Annotated in this window: 21 protein-coding genes and 1 other RNA gene; all 22 read right to left on the bottom strand. The window is 55.9% G+C overall.

Annotated features, from left to right (window positions below; genetic code table 11):
* Positions 1-154 precede the first annotated feature (154 nt).
* The 22 genes from Q0C48_RS05935 to Q0C48_RS05830 all read right to left on the bottom strand — a co-directional run bounded on the left by Q0C48_RS05935 (position 155) and on the right by Q0C48_RS05830 (position 17,209).
* Entirely contained in the window at positions 155-517 is a 363-nt protein-coding gene (locus Q0C48_RS05935; RefSeq protein ID WP_010640182.1) for a PilZ domain-containing protein, read from the bottom strand.
* Positions 501-1,502: a DNA polymerase III subunit delta' gene (locus Q0C48_RS05930; protein ID WP_291522443.1), complete on the bottom strand. Its 1,002-nt coding sequence runs from the start codon at positions 1,500-1,502 to the stop codon at positions 501-503. Before Q0C48_RS05930 ends, Q0C48_RS05935 begins: the two co-directional genes overlap by 17 nt.
* Positions 1,499-2,149, bottom strand: coding sequence for a dTMP kinase (gene tmk / locus Q0C48_RS05925; protein WP_291522442.1), 651 nt, complete (start codon positions 2,147-2,149; stop codon positions 1,499-1,501). The genes Q0C48_RS05930 and tmk overlap by 4 nt, the downstream gene beginning before the upstream one ends.
* Positions 2,146-3,153 carry an endolytic transglycosylase MltG gene (gene mltG, locus Q0C48_RS05920; protein ID WP_291522440.1) on the bottom strand — a complete coding sequence of 336 codons (1,008 nt, stop codon included), beginning with the start codon at positions 3,151-3,153 and terminating at the stop codon, positions 2,146-2,148. The genes tmk and mltG overlap by 4 nt, the downstream gene beginning before the upstream one ends.
* On the bottom strand, positions 3,153-3,986 hold the full coding sequence (gene pabC / locus Q0C48_RS05915) for an aminodeoxychorismate lyase (protein ID WP_291522438.1): 834 nt from the start codon (positions 3,984-3,986) through the stop codon (positions 3,153-3,155). The genes mltG and pabC overlap by 1 nt, the downstream gene beginning before the upstream one ends.
* Before the next feature lie 26 nt (positions 3,987-4,012).
* Complete coding sequence (gene fabF, locus Q0C48_RS05910; protein WP_215858880.1) at positions 4,013-5,254, bottom strand: beta-ketoacyl-ACP synthase II; 1,242 nt, start codon at positions 5,252-5,254, stop codon at positions 4,013-4,015.
* A 38-nt stretch (positions 5,255-5,292) separates the two neighbouring features.
* A complete protein-coding gene (gene acpP, locus Q0C48_RS05905) occupies positions 5,293-5,541 on the bottom strand; it encodes an acyl carrier protein (RefSeq protein ID WP_010639790.1) in 249 nt (82 codons plus the stop codon).
* 84 nt (positions 5,542-5,625) lie between these two features.
* Positions 5,626-6,375 carry a 3-oxoacyl-ACP reductase FabG gene (gene fabG, locus Q0C48_RS05900; protein ID WP_010639789.1) on the bottom strand — a complete coding sequence of 250 codons (750 nt, stop codon included), beginning with the start codon at positions 6,373-6,375 and terminating at the stop codon, positions 5,626-5,628.
* Positions 6,375-7,310 (bottom strand): ACP S-malonyltransferase, encoded by a 936-nt coding sequence (fabD, locus tag Q0C48_RS05895; RefSeq protein WP_031572316.1) that lies wholly within the window; start codon positions 7,308-7,310, stop codon positions 6,375-6,377. Before fabD ends, fabG begins: the two co-directional genes overlap by 1 nt.
* 54 nt (positions 7,311-7,364) lie before the next feature.
* Complete coding sequence (locus Q0C48_RS05890; RefSeq protein WP_291522428.1) at positions 7,365-8,309, bottom strand: beta-ketoacyl-ACP synthase III; 945 nt, start codon at positions 8,307-8,309, stop codon at positions 7,365-7,367.
* On the bottom strand, positions 8,306-9,331 hold the full coding sequence (plsX, locus tag Q0C48_RS05885; protein WP_010639782.1) for a phosphate acyltransferase PlsX: 1,026 nt from the start codon (positions 9,329-9,331) through the stop codon (positions 8,306-8,308). The genes Q0C48_RS05890 and plsX overlap by 4 nt, the downstream gene beginning before the upstream one ends.
* Before the next feature lie 37 nt (positions 9,332-9,368).
* Positions 9,369-9,554, bottom strand: coding sequence for a 50S ribosomal protein L32 (gene rpmF, locus Q0C48_RS05880; protein WP_010639780.1), 186 nt, complete (start codon positions 9,552-9,554; stop codon positions 9,369-9,371).
* Between the two features lie 14 nt (positions 9,555-9,568).
* Positions 9,569-10,030, bottom strand: a complete 462-nt coding sequence (locus tag Q0C48_RS05875; protein WP_291522424.1) for a YceD family protein — start codon at positions 10,028-10,030, stop codon at positions 9,569-9,571.
* A gap of 84 nt (positions 10,031-10,114) precedes the next feature.
* The gene (locus Q0C48_RS05870) at positions 10,115-10,438 is read right to left on the bottom strand and encodes a hypothetical protein (protein ID WP_217805780.1); all 324 of its coding nucleotides are present in this window, start codon (positions 10,436-10,438) and stop codon (positions 10,115-10,117) included.
* Complete coding sequence (locus tag Q0C48_RS05865; RefSeq protein WP_207650557.1) at positions 10,375-10,674, bottom strand: HipA N-terminal domain-containing protein; 300 nt, start codon at positions 10,672-10,674, stop codon at positions 10,375-10,377. Before Q0C48_RS05865 ends, Q0C48_RS05870 begins: the two co-directional genes overlap by 64 nt.
* Complete coding sequence (locus tag Q0C48_RS05860; protein ID WP_031572319.1) at positions 10,664-10,924, bottom strand: helix-turn-helix transcriptional regulator; 261 nt, start codon at positions 10,922-10,924, stop codon at positions 10,664-10,666. Before Q0C48_RS05860 ends, Q0C48_RS05865 begins: the two co-directional genes overlap by 11 nt.
* 634 nt (positions 10,925-11,558) lie before the next feature.
* A complete protein-coding gene (locus Q0C48_RS05855; RefSeq protein WP_031572321.1) occupies positions 11,559-12,707 on the bottom strand; it encodes a Fic family protein in 1,149 nt (382 codons plus the stop codon).
* Between the two features lie 148 nt (positions 12,708-12,855).
* Positions 12,856-13,219: a transfer-messenger RNA gene (ssrA, locus tag Q0C48_RS05850) on the bottom strand.
* Between the two features lie 108 nt (positions 13,220-13,327).
* Complete coding sequence (locus Q0C48_RS05845) at positions 13,328-14,170, bottom strand: Hsp33 family molecular chaperone HslO (RefSeq protein ID WP_291522415.1); 843 nt, start codon at positions 14,168-14,170, stop codon at positions 13,328-13,330.
* The gene (locus tag Q0C48_RS05840; protein WP_291522413.1) at positions 14,163-14,945 is read right to left on the bottom strand and encodes an ATP-binding protein; all 783 of its coding nucleotides are present in this window, start codon (positions 14,943-14,945) and stop codon (positions 14,163-14,165) included. Before Q0C48_RS05840 ends, Q0C48_RS05845 begins: the two co-directional genes overlap by 8 nt.
* Positions 14,935-15,906, bottom strand: a complete 972-nt coding sequence (gene rfaE1, locus Q0C48_RS05835; protein ID WP_291522411.1) for a D-glycero-beta-D-manno-heptose-7-phosphate kinase — start codon at positions 15,904-15,906, stop codon at positions 14,935-14,937. The genes Q0C48_RS05840 and rfaE1 overlap by 11 nt, the downstream gene beginning before the upstream one ends.
* Positions 15,887-17,209 carry a UDP-glucose/GDP-mannose dehydrogenase family protein gene (locus Q0C48_RS05830; protein WP_291522409.1) on the bottom strand — a complete coding sequence of 441 codons (1,323 nt, stop codon included), beginning with the start codon at positions 17,207-17,209 and terminating at the stop codon, positions 15,887-15,889. The genes rfaE1 and Q0C48_RS05830 overlap by 20 nt, the downstream gene beginning before the upstream one ends.

The following is a 17,209-nucleotide window of genomic DNA, read 5'->3' as shown; positions in this document are numbered from 1 at the left end:
AGTACACAGCATTTCCAGTGCTGCACCTTCGGCCGCTCGGTCACCTCTCCTGAGGCTGCGAAGTGTAACCCAGACCTTGCTCAAAGAGCAATGACCGGAAATCTTGGTACCCGCAACTGCAAATCCTGACACTGAAAAGCTGAAGAAAATCCCGTCAAAAACTCAGCACTGCATCACCATGGGTGGGCAATCCAGACAGGGCATTCTGAATGCGCGTGAGCACCCCTGAGCGATCATTCTGAAACTGGACGCCGATGGCCGGTGGCCGACCATCGCGGTTTTCCACAGGGGTGACCCAGATAACCTTACCCATCACCGGGGCGCGGGGTTGGCTGTCGGGCAGGGTAATCATCAGCAGCACTTCAGTACCCATGGGAAGAAGATTAGGTGTTTCCACCAGTAATCCGCCGCCCTTGATGGCAGACATAAAGCAACGCTGTACGGCCTGGGGATCACGCAATACTACAGACAACGCGGTAGCCGCGCCTCCCGGTTTGGGTTCAGTTTTGAATTCCATGGGTTTTCCTCCTTGGCCACAATTTCAGCCAGTCCAAAAGCAACTTTTCCATGACCATCATCCCGTTACTGTTTTGGGACAGGGTCAATGGCAGTTGCAACCAGCCATCCAGGTTGGACTGCAGCGCTTCCGCCGAAATATCCGGAGCTTTCAGTCGCAACTCTTCTAGATAGTCCAGGTCAGCGATTCTGTCCAGCAGCCCCTGTCGCAAACGCATAAAATCGGCGAGGACATTCAGTACCATCTCCCGGATCAGAAATAGATCCGAACTTTTGCTCCATTGCTCCGCAAGTTTCAGGGCCGCCACGACCCCCTGCCCAGATAAATCCAGCAAACTACGCAGCCATTGCTGGCGCTGCTCCAGCCAACCGGCCTCCCAAAGCTCCAGGGCGCGCAAGGGCCGATTGCCTAATTGACGGAGCAAAGCGCCGCTATTTTCTGCATCCACACCCTGCTGTTGCAGCCAGTGCATGGACTGCACCATCTGCATTTCCGGCAGGGGAATGCGCTGCAGGCGGGAGCGAATGGTAGGCAATAGACGGGAAGCCTGTTCACTATGCAAAACAACGTGCGCACGGGTGGGGGGTTCTTCCAGGGTCTTTAGAATGGCGTTGGCGGCTGCCACCGTCATGGCTTCGGCATTATCGATGCGCAACCAGCGCGAGTTGCTGACCTGCGGCGTGTACTGAATCCATTCCATGGCCTGACGCAAGGTATCAATGGCTATCTGCTTACCCGGCTCAGGGGCTGCTACCCATAAATCCGGATGGGAGCCTTCCGCCAGCAGTTTGCACGAACGGCATTGTTCACAGGCAAACCCTTCGTCAGTCGGCTTGAAACACAACGTGGCGGCCTGCAGCGCATCGAGATGCAGACGCAGCAGAGAACCGGAATCACCGACTGCCAGCATGGCCTGCGGTAATCCGGAGGCCAATAAGGCCTGGATGGGTTGCCAGGATTGGGGATCTGGCTGAAAAGTTTTCATGAAAAATGCTTACGCAAACGGGGAGCCAGGGCCTGCTCCAGCGCGGCATGCACCTGATCCATGGGGGCTGAGGCATCAATGCGGATGATCCGCTGGGGTTCGGCCGCCCGACGTTGGGCAAACACGGCCCGCGCTTTGGTAAAAAATGGGGTCTGTTCCCGTTCCAGACGATCTGGCCGCCGGGCACGAATACGGGCGGCGCCGAGTTCCGGGCTAACATCAAACCAGAAAGTCAAATCCGGTGCCCGGGTAATGCCAGCCCAGCGCGCCAGTTCGGCAATACGCTCTTGAGGAAATCCCCTGCCCCCACTCTGATAAGCATAAGTGGAATCTTCATAACGGTCGCAAAGGACGATCTTACCGTCCGTCAGCGCCGGCTGAATCCGGTTCAACCAATGGTCGCGTCGCCCTGCATAAAGCAGAAGTAACTCCGCTTCCACATCCAGGGCCAATTCCGGATTCAAAAATATGCTGCGCAAGGCTTCACCCAAATGACCACCACCCGGCTCGCGCGTACGCTCCACGCTCAATCCCTGAGCTTCACAAAAAGCCGCCAGTACTGGTATGGCAGAGCTTTTGCCAGCGCCTTCAATACCTTCCAGGGTGATGAACATTCCCGGTGTGATAGTGGATTCCTGGGCTGTCATGAAAACGTCCTCGCTGTGGGTTGCAGATAGCGTTTTATCTGCTCGATATGTTGATTGTAGCTGGTCGAATAATGGTAGGCATTCCCCTGAGCAATAAAATACAGGTCGTGGCTGTCACTCGGATGCAATACTGCCTGTAAACTACTTAAGCCGGGCATGGCAATAGGCGTTGGCGGGAGCCCTACATGCAGATAAGTATTATACGCACTAGACACGTGCATTTCCTGCGGCGTCAAATGCCCCTGATAGTGCTTACCCAGCGCATAAATTACCGTCGGATCTGACTGCAGTGGCATTCCCTGGCGTAATCGATTCAAAAACACAGCCGCAATATGCGCCTGTTGTGCGGGAGGCGCTCCTTCCTTTTGCACCACAGAAGCCAGAATGAGCGCCTGGTAGGGGTTTTTCAAGGGTAATCCCGGAGCGCGTTGCGACCATAAATGCTGTAAATTCTTATCCATTCGTTGATAGGCGCGCTTCAGGATACTCAGGGCTGAAGTCCCGGGAACATAGCGATAACTGTCGGGGAAAAGCCAACCTTCGGCACTGTCCTGGGCGCCGATTCCTGCGGCAGCCAGTTGTTGCGCGGCCTGATCGCCCGTCGGAAGTCCATGCAGGTTCACATAGGGAGACTTTAAACGCAACTCCTGAAGAATCAGCGACAAATTCCAACCGGGGATAATGACCACATTGAGTGGCCGGGATTGCCCATGTATCAGACGTTGCAGAATATTCTCCTGCGAAACATGACCCTGAAAATCATATAGACCCGCCTGCAGCACTGGACGACCGGCCAATATCCAGGCCATACGAAACATCTGCGGATAAGGCAGAACACCCGCCTTGTGCAAAATCTGAATACTTTCCAATGTGCCACTACCGAGCCGGATAGGGACCTGCTTTCCCGGCTTGGGAAAAGATTGCGGCAAGTACATGGTCACACCGTAATAGCCCAGCGGAGCGAGAATAATAACCAGCAGCAAAGTCAGGATTATGCGCCGCATCAGGTTGGACCCAGCCCGAGTGTTGCCTGCCATTGCAGTATTTTGGCACTGATTTTACCCTGGCTACCCTCCAGGTTACGATCCTGAAAACGCCTGACCGGCCAGATACCAATCAGACTGTTACTGAAAAAAATTTCCTCGGCCTCGATCAGGTTTTCTGCCCGATAATCCCCGATTTGGCAGGGAATATCCGATGTCTGCAGCCAATTCAAAATTGCCTGACGCTGGATTCCGGCAATACCACCCTCCTCCAGTGAGGGTGTATAGACCATGCCAGCAGTAACCCAAAATAAATTGGACATAATCCCTTCGCGCAAAAAGCCTTGTTGATCGAGGACGATGCCCTCGGCGTATTCCTGCGGCAAGGCATTACGGGCCATGACCTGATTCAGACGATTCAGGGTTTTCGCTGTCAGATAAGGGGCTCCGGTCAACAGGGGAACCGAGCAAATATCTGCGAGAATCCCCGGATGCCAATAAGCTGCACTACGCTCGGGCCAGTCCGAAGCAAACAGATAACGGGCGACGGAGACATTGCGGGGAATACCATAACCCCCTCCCGGACCACGACTTAAAATCAATTTGAGAACGTAGCGATCGGGTAAAGAAACATGCGCTTGCAAGCGCTGAAAATCTTCAAGCCACGGCAATGAGCCGGGTAGATTCATCTGCAATAATTGCGCGCCTGCCTGAAGGCGTTGGAGATGCTCATCCCAGAACAGGGGTTTACCCTGAATGATGGGGATGGTCTCAAACAGACCATCCCCATAATGAAAAGCGCGATCAATAGCAGCCGGACAGGCTCCCGATTGTTGCGGGACCCCATTCATCATCACGGCCTGCACGCGCACTGAACGGATTAGTCGCTATGGCGGCGAAATACGAGAGTGCTGTTGGTACCACCAAAACCGAAAGAATTGCTCAAAGCGACATCTACGCTTTGCTGGCGGGCTTGCAAGGGGACGTAGTCCAGATCGCAGTCTTCATCGGCTGTATCCAGATTGATGGTCGGCGGCAATATGCCATGATACAGGGCAAGCGTGGTAAATACGGCTTCTACTCCCCCCGCTGCACCCAGCAAATGACCAGTCATGGATTTGGTGGAACTCATGGCTAAAGATCGCGCATGCTCTCCAAATACGGCATGCACAGCTTCCGTCTCGGCACGATCGCCCAAAGGGGTGGAAGTGCCGTGGGCATTGATATAACCCACCTGTTCCGGCTGGAAACCGGCATTATGCAGTGCGACACGCATACACCGGGCTGCCCCCTCCCCGCCAGCTGCGGGCTGGGTCATGTGATAGGCGTCGGAACTCATACCATAGCCAGCCAGCTCCCCATAAATACGGGCACCACGCCGCATGGCAAACTCATATTCTTCAAGGACCAAGATACCGGCACCTTCACCTAAGATAAAACCATCACGATCCTTATCCCAGGGCCGACTCGCCTTTTCGGGCTCATCATTGCGGGTCGAAAGAGCGCGAGATGCTGAAAAACCACCCAAGCCCAGTGGGCTGATGGCGGCTTCGGCACCGCCGGCGATCATGACGTCCGCGTCCCCATATTCGATGAGCCGAGCGGCATCACCGATGGAATGGGTACCCGTGGAGCAGGCCGTAGCCATGGCAATATTCGGGCCTTTGGCACCATACATAATGGAAATATGTCCCGCGACCATGTTCACAATACAACGCGGGATGAAAAACGGTGAAATACGTCTGGGGCCGCTATCCGTAACAATTTGGTGTTCGGACTCAATACCAGGCAAGCCACCAATGCCGCTGCCAATCGAAACACCTACCCGTTCAGCAATATCCGGACTGATTTTCAGGCCGGAATCTGCAATGGCTTCCATCGCTGCCACAATGCCGTAATGAATGAACAAATCCATTTTTTTGGCATCTTTGCTGGGAATGTATTGGGTGACATCAAAACCGCGCACTTCTCCGGCGATTTGCGAACTATAAGGGGCAGGATCAAAACGTGTGACGCGACCAATACCACTACGTCCCTGCACAATGGCATCCCAAGCCGCAGATATACCGATCCCCACAGGGGAAACTATACCCAGCCCTGTAATGACAACGCGTCTTTTCAACGGTCGGTTCTCCTCATGTTCCTGAAATAGACGATGTCTCAGGCATCCTTGGCGGGCATGTGAGAGGATACATAATCAATAGCCTGCTGCACGGTAGCAATTTTTTCAGCTTCTTCATCAGGAATTTCACAGTCGAATTCTTCTTCGAGGGCCATGACCAGTTCCACGGTGTCCAAAGAATCGGCGCCCAGGTCATCCACAAAGGAAGCCTCATTGGTCACTTCATCTTCATTGACGCCCAACTGCTCGACTACTACTTTCTTTACTCGTTCTGCCACATTTTCCATTTGGGAGAAACTCCTTTGCTGGTTAAAAATTTTTGTCGGCGAGATTGGACCACAGGGGTGCAGTCCTGTAAAGCCAACGTTACCTTATCCCATCCACATGCCACCATTGACATGAAGAATTTGTCCGGTGATATAACCGGCCTGCGGGCTGGCCAGATAAGCCACGGCCCCCGCCACATCGGCGACACTACCCAGGCGACCTGCTGGAATCTGCTGTAAAAGCGCTTCCTTATGAGATTCACTTAAACCTTCGGTCATATCGGTGCTGATAAAGCCGGGAGCCACACAATTGACCGTCACCTGACGGCCAGCCACTTCTCTGGCCAGGGCACGCGTAAAACCTGCTACGCCCGCTTTGGCCGCCGCATAATTACTTTGTCCGGCGTTACCCATGCTGCCCACCACCGAAGTTATGTTGATTATACGGCCAAAACGCGCCTTTAGCATATCGCGCAAACAAATTTTGCTGAGGCGATAAACGGCGCGCAAATTGGTTGCCATCACCGCATCCCAGTCTTCATCTTTCATGCGCAACAGTAACTGGTCCCGAGTGATTCCTGCATTGTTAATCAGAATGCTGGGCGCGGCATGCTCACTTTGAATTTTTTTCAGGCAGGCATCCATCGCCGCATCATCCGTGACATCCAGAACAACCCCGTGTCCTTGGATGCCGCTGGCCTGAAAATTTGCAGAAATGGCCTCAGCCCCCTTGCTGGTGGTTGCTGTAGCAATGACCAGGGCGCCTTCATTGCCGAGCACCCGGGCTACTTCCTGACCAATACCGCGACGGCCTCCGGTAACCAGCGCGACCTGATTTTCCAGTGTGCTTCCCATCAAACCAGCTCCAGAGCAGCCTTGAGGCTTTTACCATCTTCTACATGCAGCATGGTCAAAGAAGGTTCAATCCGCTTGCCAAGACCGGATAAAACCCGTCCTGGTCCCATTTCCACAAAGGTCAGGGCACCCTGGCGCGCCAGATAACGAATGGTCTCGGTCCAGCGTACCGGACTGTATAATTGCTTGGCCAGAACGGCACGAATACTATCGGGCGTGGTATGACTCAGCACGTCAGCATTGTGGATCAGCATGGCCTTCGGGGCGCGGAAAGTGACCGACTCCAGCACTGTGGCAAATTGTTGAGCCGCTTCAGTCATCAAACTGCAGTGACTGGGGACACTGACCGGCAACAGAACGACCCGTTTGGCACCGGCAGATCGGGCCGCTTCAACCAGTCTTTCCACTGCGGCGGTTTCGCCAGCCACCACGACCTGTCCGGGCGCGTTAAAGTTCGCGGCAGAGAGGACATTATCCTGAGATTCCTGGGCACAGAGCCGCTTGAGATCATCATCCGCCAGACCAATGACCGCAGCCATTGCACCGGCCCCCTCCGGTACCGCTTCCTGCATCAAACGACCACGTTCGGCCACCAGGCGAACCGCATCGGCATAATCCAGCGCGTCGGCGACTACCAGCGCCGTATATTCACCCAGGGAATGCCCGGCGACAAAATCAGGATAAGCACCGCCCTCTTCCTCCCACACCCGGTACACCGCATATCCGGCAGCCAGCATCAGGGGCTGCGTCCAGCGGGTCTGGTTGAGTTTTTCGACGGGACCATTCTGACTGAGAGCCCAGAGATCTTCTCCCAATACGTCAGAGGCTTCTGCAAAAACCTCCTGGACCAGAGGATGGGTAGAAGCCAGATCGGCAAGCATTTGAACAGACTGGGAACCCTGACCGGGAAACACAAAGGCGATAGAGCCGTGCAATCGAAACTCCTCCTAAAGCAAACTGTCAGTTGATGCCCGTGGGCAACATACACTTCAAGCCCAACGCAACAACGCCGAACCCCAGGTAAAACCACCGCCGAAGGCTTCCAGCAGAAGATTTTGCCCGGCCTTGAAGCATCCCCGCCTGGCTGCATCATCCAGTGCCAAAGGCACCGATGCTGCAGAAGTATTACCATGATGTTCCACCGTCGTCACTACCCGATCCATGGGCATATTCAATTTATCGGCCGTCGCCTGGATAATGCGGATGTTGGCCTGATGGGGTACCAACCAGTCAATATCCTCTGCACCCATTTGGTTTTCTGCCAGAGTTTCCTGAACAATATCCCCCAGCGTGCGCACGGCCATACGGAAAACAGCATTACCCTGCATGGTCAATTGATCGCGGCCTTCCGGAACCTGCAGCAATTCGGCATAGGCTCCATCGGCATGAATATGCGTAGAAATGATACCGGGTGTCGAATCTGCACGTAAGACCACCGCGCCCGCTCCGTCTCCAAACAAAATGCAGGTCGAACGATCGGTCCAGTCGACAATGCGGGACATGCTTTCCACCCCGACTACCAGGGCCGTTTTTACCGTACCACTGCGAATAAACTGATCAGCCGTAGCCAGAGCATAAATGAAACCGGTACATACTGCCTGCAGGTCAAAGGCCGGCGCGCCGCGATTACCCAGTCGGGCTTGCAACAGACAGGCCGTACTGGGAAAAATCTGATCGGGCGTGGTAGTCGCGACCAGTATGAGATCCAGGTCTTCTGCCTGAATATCCGCATCCCGTAAGGCTTGCCGGGCGGCGTGCTCGGCCATGTCAACGGTTTTTTCGTTTTCTGCAGCAATATGCCGCGAACGAATACCGGTACGCTCAAAAATCCAGGCATCACTGGTGTCTACCATCTGTTCGAGATCGGCATTATGCATGACGCGCTCGGGCAGATATCCGCCAGTAGCGGCAATACGACTATAAATGGGATTCACGCGCTGTTTCGCACCACAGGGTTGAGGTTTTCCTGAATGACTTCAGCAATATGCAGGGTCAGCCGGTGCTTGGCCTCGGCAATGCCGACTTCCACCGCCCGCGCAAAGGCGTAGCGATCGGCATTACCATGACTTTTAATGACAATCCCATTCAGGCCCAGCAAGGTCGCCCCGTTATACTGCCGGGAATCCAGACGCTTTCTGAGTCGCTGCAAGATGGGCCGATTGACCAGATAAGCCAGTTTTCCATAAATCCCTTGCGTATAGCTGGCGCGCAACTCGTGACTGATCATGCTGGCCAGTCCTTCTGAAGTTTTCAGCGCGACATTCCCCACAAAACCATCACAAACGACCACATCTGCAACGCCGCGATAAATGTCCGAACCTTCGACATTACCAATGAAGTTGAGTCGTGCCGCACGCAGCAGCAAAGAAGCTTCCTTGACCTGCTCATTACCCTTGATTTCTTCGGACCCGATATTGAGCAGGCCGACACGTGGTTTGGCCACACCCATCACCCGTTCGGCGAGAATCGAGCCCATGACCGCGAACTGAAGCAGATGTTCAGGGTGACAATCCACATTGGCACCTAAATCCAGGGCCAAAAACCGTCCTGTGGTAGTAGGCAGGAAGGCGGCAATCGCCGGACGATCAATACCCGGAATAGTCCGCAAAAATACTTTACCCATAGCCATCAAGGCACCAGTGTTACCCGCACTGACCACTGCATCGGCATGCCCGTCGCGAACCAGGGCAATGGCTATGTGCATGGATGAATCGCGTTTACCCCGCAATGCCTGGGAAGGTGCCTCATCCATACCTATCACCTGACTGGCATGGTGGATTTTCACCTGCTCCGAATCCTGAAGGTGCATGCGTTGCAATTCACTTTTCAGGATATGACTGTCCCCGACCAGATGAAAAGTGACATCGGGATAATTTTGCAGCAGATCCTTGATGGCAGGGATTACCGTCGAGGGGCCACTGTCTCCGCTCATGGCGTCCACCGCTATATGCGGCATGAGAACAAGCTCGCGTTGTGCCGGTTCAGCAAGTCACTCAGGCTTCCACAGACTTCTTGACCATTTCACGGCCCTTGTAGAATCCGCACTCGGGGCAAACGTGATGAGGTAACTTGGCAGCGCCACAATTCGCACAGACCGAGCGGTTGACGGTTACCAGAAAATCATGGGCACGACGCATATTACGACGTGAATGGGAAGTTTTACTTTGTGGTACGGCCATGTCTCAAATCTCCATTAATCAACAATAATAAATGCTTCCAGTCCGGATACCGGACAAGTGCCGGATTGCCACTCCGCACAACGCGGAATCATGGGCAAAGCCAGCAGAACCTCGTCTTCCAACCACACCTGCAGTGCCACAACACCCCTATCGGCCAACACGATGTCCAGATCCGGATCCAACGTGCTGACCATCTCTTCGGTTTCAGCCAGACCGCTATGCACGGGCACCTTTAAAGATAAAGGCATGTTTCCCAGGCAACGCTCACAGCGAATTTGTCCAGAAACCTCTATAAATCCGTCTGCCAATACGACTGAACCATTTCGCTGCAAATCCAGATCTGCCTGCACCGATTTCACTTCTGCCGTCGCCGCCGCCAGACGACTCCATGCAGCAAGATCAACCGGACCTTCCAGGCGATCGCCAGGGCCGGTCACTTTGGTAAGATGCAGACTGTTGGTTTTAGCGGAAAACATAAGCGCGGCATGTTAGCGATGACTGCGGATTAAGTAAAGTATTTCATGAGATGAAGGTCAACTACCCTGTCTTGAATCTGCGTATCATTCAACACGAATTGATGACGATTTCAGGATGTGGGAACTAGGCGTGCCATTGAGGGGCAGCCCGATGCACGCACCACCAAACACCACCGGAAGTTTGTCTTGAGCACCAGCCAAAGAAAGCCGCAAGCCATCTTTTCCTGCCAACATGGGGTGACGCGGTAATTCATCCAGGATGACCACGACTTCCGCGTCGCTCAGCCATTGAACGTCATCGCCGCCTGTCGAAACAGGCATAGTCTGCCCCGGCTCAAGGAAGGTCACAGCCCCGGCACATTCGCCACCGATGTGGTCCAGCAGCGCAAAGTCGTTCTGGTCAGACACCTGAACTGCTGCGCAATCAAGCGGCGCATTTGCCCTTCGGGTAGAAGACCCGCAAAAAAGGGGCGCGTTTTGCGGTCGTCTAACGGCTCCGTTTGCAGGGGCAGCGAGGCGGACAAGGCAATGGCGTCTTTGTGAGTCAGCCAACTGGGAGCGTAGCAAAAGCTTAGCCGCCCATCGACCAGCGCCAACGTGCCGACACGATCGGCGAAAAGCCAGACTTCCAGTTCATGCGCCATGGCCGTCATCCTCTCGTTGAGCGTCGGAAGCAGCGGATGGCAATCCACTCAACTGAAGCTCACCACCCAGAGCATCAATGACCCTCAGCACATTTTCCAGCCGCAAGGTGGGCTTGCCTGCTTCAAGGTCGACAATGAAGCGCACGCCCACCCCAGCTGCCAGCGCCAACTGGGGCTGGGTCAGCCCGAGTTGTTTGCGAGCTCCACGCAGTGCATCGCCGAGTTGTTGAGGTGATCGAATGAATGGCATGGCTGACTCAGTTTCCTGTTCGGGAAATTGTCAGTCAAAACCGGACTAAGTGCAAGCGATATTTCCCGATCGGGAATGTTTAGTGCGGTTAGGGCATGATTCGGTCTGCTATTTCCTGATCGGGAAATTTGGAAGGAGACCAAAATGGAAGTCGTTCACCGCAATCAGAAACAACTGGCCGCGCGTGAGTACGGTCAGGGATATTGATGGTTTTAGAGGCGCTGATGGTCACGTAGCGTGAGGGGCTGGGGGGGGGTAAACCCCATACCGGGAGCATCCAGGCTGGACCGCCCAATTGCACTACTACAACCTGCAGGCCGCCCTGCGGGGGCAGGTTGTGACGCTGCCGTCCTACCCGACAATCCGCCGCTATTTTCAGGGGCAGGGCCTGTTCCAGCCAATGTGGAAGTCCGCCCCAGCGAATTTGTAGAGTTAGTGAAGCTGCTGACACCGCTACGCGGTTAGTGGCAGTGGACTCCTCAAACGAGGGGTATATGGCTGAGCCTCATAAACGCAAGTGGCACCTGGAGTAGCCGCACACCCGTTAAAATTGACTTGGCTTGCAGTGGACAGCACCAGCGTCAACCGAAAACCAAAGGTAGGACGCGGCCAGCTGCGGGCCTGCGGGTGTTTCTCACCGAGAGAGCAGTTCAACGTAGGCCTGGTAGCTGTAACTCCGGTTCTTTTTCTGCCCGGTCATCTCCGTCACGACGCCCAGATCTTCCAGAAGTTTTACGGCCGCCGTTGCTGTGGGAAAGCTGGTGTCCAGCTGCTTTCTGACGCGTTCAATGGTGAAGCGCGGCATCATCGGCAACATCTCGAACAGCCGGTAGCTGGCCGGGCCTGCCTTGGCGGATTGCAGCAAGCGCCTGCGATCTGTAGCCACCAGACTGGCGACCTCGATGATGTTTTTTTCCGCATCGCCAGCGGCTGTAGCGACACCTTCCAGAAAGAAGATCACCCAAGACTCCCAATCCCCATCTGTGCGGATAGCCGATAGGCGACGGTAATACTCCGTCTGGTGTTGCTTTAGGTAGCCGCTGAGGTACATCAAAGGCTCGGACAGCAACCCCCAGTGTTCAAACAGCGCCGCGATCAGGAGGCGGCCAATGCGCCCGTTGCCGTCAAGAAACGGATGGATGGTTTCAAACTGCGCGTGGATGAGCGCCACCTTGACCATCGGTGGCAGGTCCTTCGCTTCGTCATGGATGAAGCGCTCCATGTCGGCCAGCAGGGTTGATATGTGCTCCGGCGGCGGCGGTACGAAAACCGCATTGCCGGGCCGTGTTCCACCAATCCAGTTTTGCGACCGACGCAACTCCCCGGGTTGTTTACCTGCGCCGCGCGCTCCATCCAGCAGGCGTCGATGCACCTCGCACAACAGCCGTACGCTGATGGGCAGCCCTTTCGGATCGCGCAGTTGCTCCTGTGTCCAGCGGAATGCACGCAGGTAGTTGGTCACTTCTTCCACGTCGTCGGTGTTGCTGACTTTGAAGCCTGCTTCTTCATCGAACAAGTCGGTCAGCGTGGCCTGCGTGCCCTCGATCTGTGACGTAAGCAGGGCTTCTTTGCGGATGGCGCTGTACAGCAACCAATCTGCCGACGGCACCAACCCTGACACACCCGCTAAACGCGCAAGCGCCAGTTCTGCCTGCCGATTGAGGTCAGTGAACACCTCGGGCGACAGGGCTGGCTCAGCTGGCGGCAAGGCGTGGGGCACGAAGGCGCGCACCGACTCGCCCAGTGTCGTGGAAATTGAGTAGGTCCCAGTGATGCGTGTCATTGAAAGCTGTCTTTAGTTGAATGCGATCAAATTAAAGCATTCCTTAGTGTGAATGGCAACGATTAAAGACCGCTTTCATATTGTGAAAGAAATGCGGCCAAGATAAAAAAATAAAGCCCCATAATATCAGGGGCTTACTTAACTTCATTGGTGGAGGCGGCGGGAATTGAACCCGCGTCCGCAGTACCTAGACCACCGGATCTACATGCGTAGTTTGTCTTTTGGCTTTAACCGCACCGCCCTCCGACAGACAGGATGACGACATGGCGATTCTGCTTTAATTTAGCACGCATCCCACAGACTAGAATGCGCACGATTCCGTGTTTCATGACCCTCCGCGCGCCTTTCGGCTCCGGATCCACAGACAAATCCGGGCAGAGGGCTCACTGCTTAAGCAGCGAGGGCGTAATTGCTGTCGTTGGCAATTATGAATCTGCGACCAGTTTTAAGAGCAAACCGCAGCTCTGCATGCACCGAAGGCTTCGCGACCTGCGTCGAAGCCGGTCGCCCCCTATTCACCCTATTGGACAAGAATACGGCCCAAAAGTTGCCCAGGCCAAACCCCTCGTCCACTGCCCAATATTACAGGAGAACTATCTGCCTGACTATGCCACCAACCGCTAGTGCAGCGGTTGGCCCGCAGCAAACAGCAGTGCGATATCCGTGTCCGCAAAACGATAGACCTCATGGCAGTATTCACAGGTGACGATGACTGCACCTTCCGTGGCTAACGTCTCTTCCGCTTCCGCCTGCCCCACGGACACCAGCATCCGCTCCACCCGCTTACGGGAACAGGAACAGGAAAAGGTCAAAGGCTGCTCAGTATGCAAACGCACCGCTTCCTCCGGAAAAATCTCCGGAAGAAACTGCTCAGGCCGCGCCTTCAGCAAAGACTGGTCCGAGCCGATGGCGATAAATTGGGTAGCCACCCGCCAATCCTCGGTACTGAGTACGCCGGGTAGCCGTTGCAGGAAATAACCCCCGGCCTGCTGCGCCGCCACGTCTACCGCCAGCCGGAAGTAGGCCGGAGACTGCACCGACTTCGCAAAATACGCATTGAGGGACTCGGTCAGCGTTTCGTGCAATGTGACCAAACCCTGATAACGATCCCGATCCAGCCCCATGTCCGCAGTAATAGCGAGCAGCGCATCGGGCAGATTCGAGAAATCCGCCGTAGCACCCTCCTCCCATCGACCATAAGCCCGCATACCACCCGCCGCCGTCATCTCCGCCACCAGCAGCTTCAACGGACCTTTGCTCTGCGCCTGCATGATCAGGCGTTCATAGTTTTTCTGGGTAGTAGCCAGCAGTGCCAAGCCCACCAGCACCTCACCCAGCAGCTTAGCCACGCCTTCGGGTCCGGAGAAATCCCGCAGCACCCGCGCGTAAATGTCATCCAGGCGACAGCGCGCCCCTCGCAATGGCAAGGTCTCCCAATAAAAACTCTGCGAATAATCAGTCATGCGTTTCCTTAAATTCCAAACCTTCCAGTCCCTGCCCCATCAGCGGCAGCAAAGCGCGCTGGAGTTGTTTGAACAGACGGGGATCGTATGCTTCCTGCGTGGCAAGGAGTTCTTTCATGTGCTGGCGCTCCGTCGGTTTGCCGAAACAGGCCGGACAATTTTCATGAATCACCGGCAGGGCTTGCTCCGTGGCAAACTGGCGTGTTTGCCTTTCCCGGCAGTACACCAGGGGGCGGATCACCCGTAAATCGCCTTCCCGCACCCGATAATGCGCCTTCATGGTGCGCAACTCACCGTTGTAAAACATGGACATGAAGAAGCTTTCAGCGAAATCATCCAGATGCTGACCAAGCGCCAGGACCTTATAGCCTTCGCGCCGTGCGCAGCGATACAACACACCCCGCCGCATCCGCGCACAAAAACTGCAATAAGAGGGCCGTAGCAGGTGCTTTTGTGCTCGCTCGTAAATATTCTGTCGCTCCAGAAAATACGGAATACCCAGATCCCGCAGATAAGGTACCAGCGGCTGTGGGTCATAATCTGGGCTCATGGGGTCGACGGTGGCCACGCCCAACTCAAAGGGCACAGGGGATTGCCGCTGCATGGCCCGCAGCAGGTGCAACAGGGTCAGCGAGTCTTTCCCGCCGGACAGTCCGAGCAGGATGCGATCTCCAGGCTGAATCATGCGGAAATCGGCAATCGCTCGGCCGATCCGGCGTTGTAAAAGCTTCGGCACCGGCAGCCGGGGCAGTGTCGTCACCATCTCAGCCTTCACGCGTGGATTCCGTCGCGGCCAACTCTTCCACTGTCACGACAGCTGCCCCCAGCTTGCCCACGACGATACCTGCTGCGCGGTTGGCCAGTTCCACTGCACGATCCATCGCCCAGCCCGCCGCGAGTGCCGTCGCCAGGGTTGCGATGACCGTGTCTCCGGCACCGGTCACATCAAAGACTTCCCGGGCCTGAGCCGGATGGTGATAGATGGCATTCTGCATAAAAAGGGTCATCCCTTCTTCGCCGCGCGTTACCAGCAGCGCCTCCAGTTGCAGAGATTCCCGCCACTGCTCGCCCAGTGCGCGGAATTGCGCCTCATTCGCCCAGGTGCCTGCCACTGCCTGAAACTCGCTGAGATTAGGGGTAATAATGGTCGCACCCTGGTAAGGGCGATAATCCCTGCCCTTGGGATCAATCAGCACTGGAATACCCAGACTGCGCCCCAATGCCACCAGATGTTCCACTTCCCGCAAGGCGCCCTTGCCGTAATCGGACAGCAGCAGTGCCTTGGCATGGGTCAACAAGGCCGGCGCCTGCTGACGCAAGGCATCGCTGTGGGCCTGGCTGGGCTGCGCCTCAAAATCCATGCGCAGGAGCTGCTGCTGGTGACCGATGACGCGCAACTTCACCGTCGTTGGACAGGCCTTATCAGGAATCAGCACCGTCTTGACCCCTGCTTCCGTCAGCAGCATACCCAAACGCTCACCCGCTCCGTCATCTCCGACCGGGGCCAGTAAAAGCGCGTGCGCCCCCAAGGCCAGCACATTCAGTGCGACGTTGGCGGCACCGCCGGGACGCTCCTCTTCCCGCCGCACCTGCACCACTGGCACAGGCGCTTCCGGGGAGATACGTTCGACTTTGCCAAACCAGTAACGATCAAGCATCACATCGCCGACAATAGCCACCTGCGCCTGCGCCAGACCGTGCAAATCCCCGGCCATATCAGGGGCGTCCGATGGCATGGTAAGTAAAACCTTCAGCACGCACAGTCGTCGGGTCATAAATATTGCGCCCATCGACAACCAAGGACTGGCGGAGGAGGCTGCGCATCCGCGCAAAATCGGGGCTACGGAATTGCTGCCACTCGGTACAGATCACCAGTGCATCGGCCTCCTTACAGGCCACATAGGGGTCCGGACAAAGCTGTAACGCGCACTGCCCACCATAAAGTCGCCGTGCCTCATCCATGGCCGCCGGATCAAAAGCCTGCACGTGCGCACCGCGTCGCCACAAGGCTTCCATGAGCACCCGGCTGGGAGCCTCGCGCATATCATCGGTATTGGGTTTGAAAGCGAGGCCCCAAACGGCAATGGTCTTGCCCGTAAGATCCTCGCCCAAAGCCCGCACCACTTTCTGCTCCAGGAGACCTTTCTGGCGATTATTCACCTTCTCCACCGCCGCCAGTAGGGGTGCATCAAAATCATATTGTCGGGCATTGTATTCCAGCGCCCGTACATCCTTCGGAAAACAGGACCCGCCATAGCCGCAACCCGGATATATGAAGGCGTGGCCGATGCGGGGATCGGCACCGATGCCGCGTCGCACCTGCTCGATATCCGCCCCCATCCGCTCCGCCAGACCCGCCAGCTCGTTCATCAGCGAAATTTTGGTGGCGAGCATGACATTGGCGGCATATTTGGTCAGCTCCGCGGAAGGCGGGTCCATGACAATCAGGCGATCATGATTGCGGTTGAAGGGGGCATAGAGGGCGCGCATCCGCTCCGCTGCCGCCCCGTCATCCGTGCCAATGATAATCCGGTCCGGCTTCATAAAGTCTGCCACGGCGGCGCCTTCTTTCAGAAACTCGGGATTGGCGACCACATCAAAAGCGATATCCGTCGCCCGCTCCTGCAAAGCCAGAGCAATTCCAGTGCGCACTTTTTGCGCCGTGCCTATCGGCACCGTGGATTTATTGATCACAGTGACCGGACGTTGCAAATGTTTACCAATATCACCCGCCACTGCCAGCACATGGCGCAAATCGGCAGAGCCATCTTCATCGGGCGGCGTCCCCACGGCAATAAAGAGGAAATCCCCATGGGTCACGCCCTCAGCAATATCCGTAGTGAAGCGCAAGTGCCCGCTGGCAATGCCTTCCTGCACGATGGCGGGCAAATCAGGCTCGTGGATGGGCACCTCACCGGCCCGCAGTCGCGCGACCTTGTCGGCATCCACATCCACACACAGCACCTGGTTACCCACCTGCGCCAGACAGGCACCCGTGACTAGCCCCACGTATCCGGTCCCCACCACTGTCACTTTCAT

Source organism: Acidithiobacillus sp. (assembly GCF_023255755.1).
Lineage (GTDB): Bacteria > Pseudomonadota > Gammaproteobacteria > Acidithiobacillales > Acidithiobacillaceae > Acidithiobacillus.
This window is presented reverse-complemented; position numbering and strand designations above follow the sequence as displayed.

What these genes read in the sequence shown, in the direction of transcription:
- Q0C48_RS05855 (WP_031572321.1), bottom strand. Translation starts at nt 12,707, where the DNA reads ATGACACGCATCACTGGGACCTACTCAATTTCCACGACACTGGGCGAG.
- mltG (WP_291522440.1), bottom strand. Translation starts at nt 3,153, where the DNA reads ATGCGGCGCATAATCCTGACTTTGCTGCTGGTTATTATTCTCGCTCCG.
- pabC (WP_291522438.1), bottom strand. Translation starts at nt 3,986, where the DNA reads ATGATGAATGGGGTCCCGCAACAATCGGGAGCCTGTCCGGCTGCTATT.
- Q0C48_RS05935 (WP_010640182.1), bottom strand. Translation starts at nt 517, where the DNA reads ATGGAATTCAAAACTGAACCCAAACCGGGAGGCGCGGCTACCGCGTTG.
- fabG (WP_010639789.1), bottom strand. Translation starts at nt 6,375, where the DNA reads ATGGGAAGCACACTGGAAAATCAGGTCGCGCTGGTTACCGGAGGCCGT.
- rfaE1 (WP_291522411.1), bottom strand. Translation starts at nt 15,906, where the DNA reads ATGCCATCGGACGCCCCTGATATGGCCGGGGATTTGCACGGTCTGGCG.
- Q0C48_RS05830 (WP_291522409.1), bottom strand. Translation starts at nt 17,209, where the DNA reads ATGAAAGTGACAGTGGTGGGGACCGGATACGTGGGGCTAGTCACGGGT.
- acpP (WP_010639790.1), bottom strand. Translation starts at nt 5,541, where the DNA reads ATGGAAAATGTGGCAGAACGAGTAAAGAAAGTAGTAGTCGAGCAGTTG.
- Q0C48_RS05860 (WP_031572319.1), bottom strand. Translation starts at nt 10,924, where the DNA reads ATGCCATTCATTCGATCACCTCAACAACTCGGCGATGCACTGCGTGGA.
- Q0C48_RS05865 (WP_207650557.1), bottom strand. Translation starts at nt 10,674, where the DNA reads ATGGCGCATGAACTGGAAGTCTGGCTTTTCGCCGATCGTGTCGGCACG.
- Q0C48_RS05930 (WP_291522443.1), bottom strand. Translation starts at nt 1,502, where the DNA reads ATGAAAACTTTTCAGCCAGATCCCCAATCCTGGCAACCCATCCAGGCC.
- Q0C48_RS05875 (WP_291522424.1), bottom strand. Translation starts at nt 10,030, where the DNA reads ATGTTTTCCGCTAAAACCAACAGTCTGCATCTTACCAAAGTGACCGGC.
- plsX (WP_010639782.1), bottom strand. Translation starts at nt 9,331, where the DNA reads ATGCCGCATATAGCGGTGGACGCCATGAGCGGAGACAGTGGCCCCTCG.
- rpmF (WP_010639780.1), bottom strand. Translation starts at nt 9,554, where the DNA reads ATGGCCGTACCACAAAGTAAAACTTCCCATTCACGTCGTAATATGCGT.
- tmk (WP_291522442.1), bottom strand. Translation starts at nt 2,149, where the DNA reads ATGACAGCCCAGGAATCCACTATCACACCGGGAATGTTCATCACCCTG.
- Q0C48_RS05845 (WP_291522415.1), bottom strand. Translation starts at nt 14,170, where the DNA reads ATGACTGATTATTCGCAGAGTTTTTATTGGGAGACCTTGCCATTGCGA.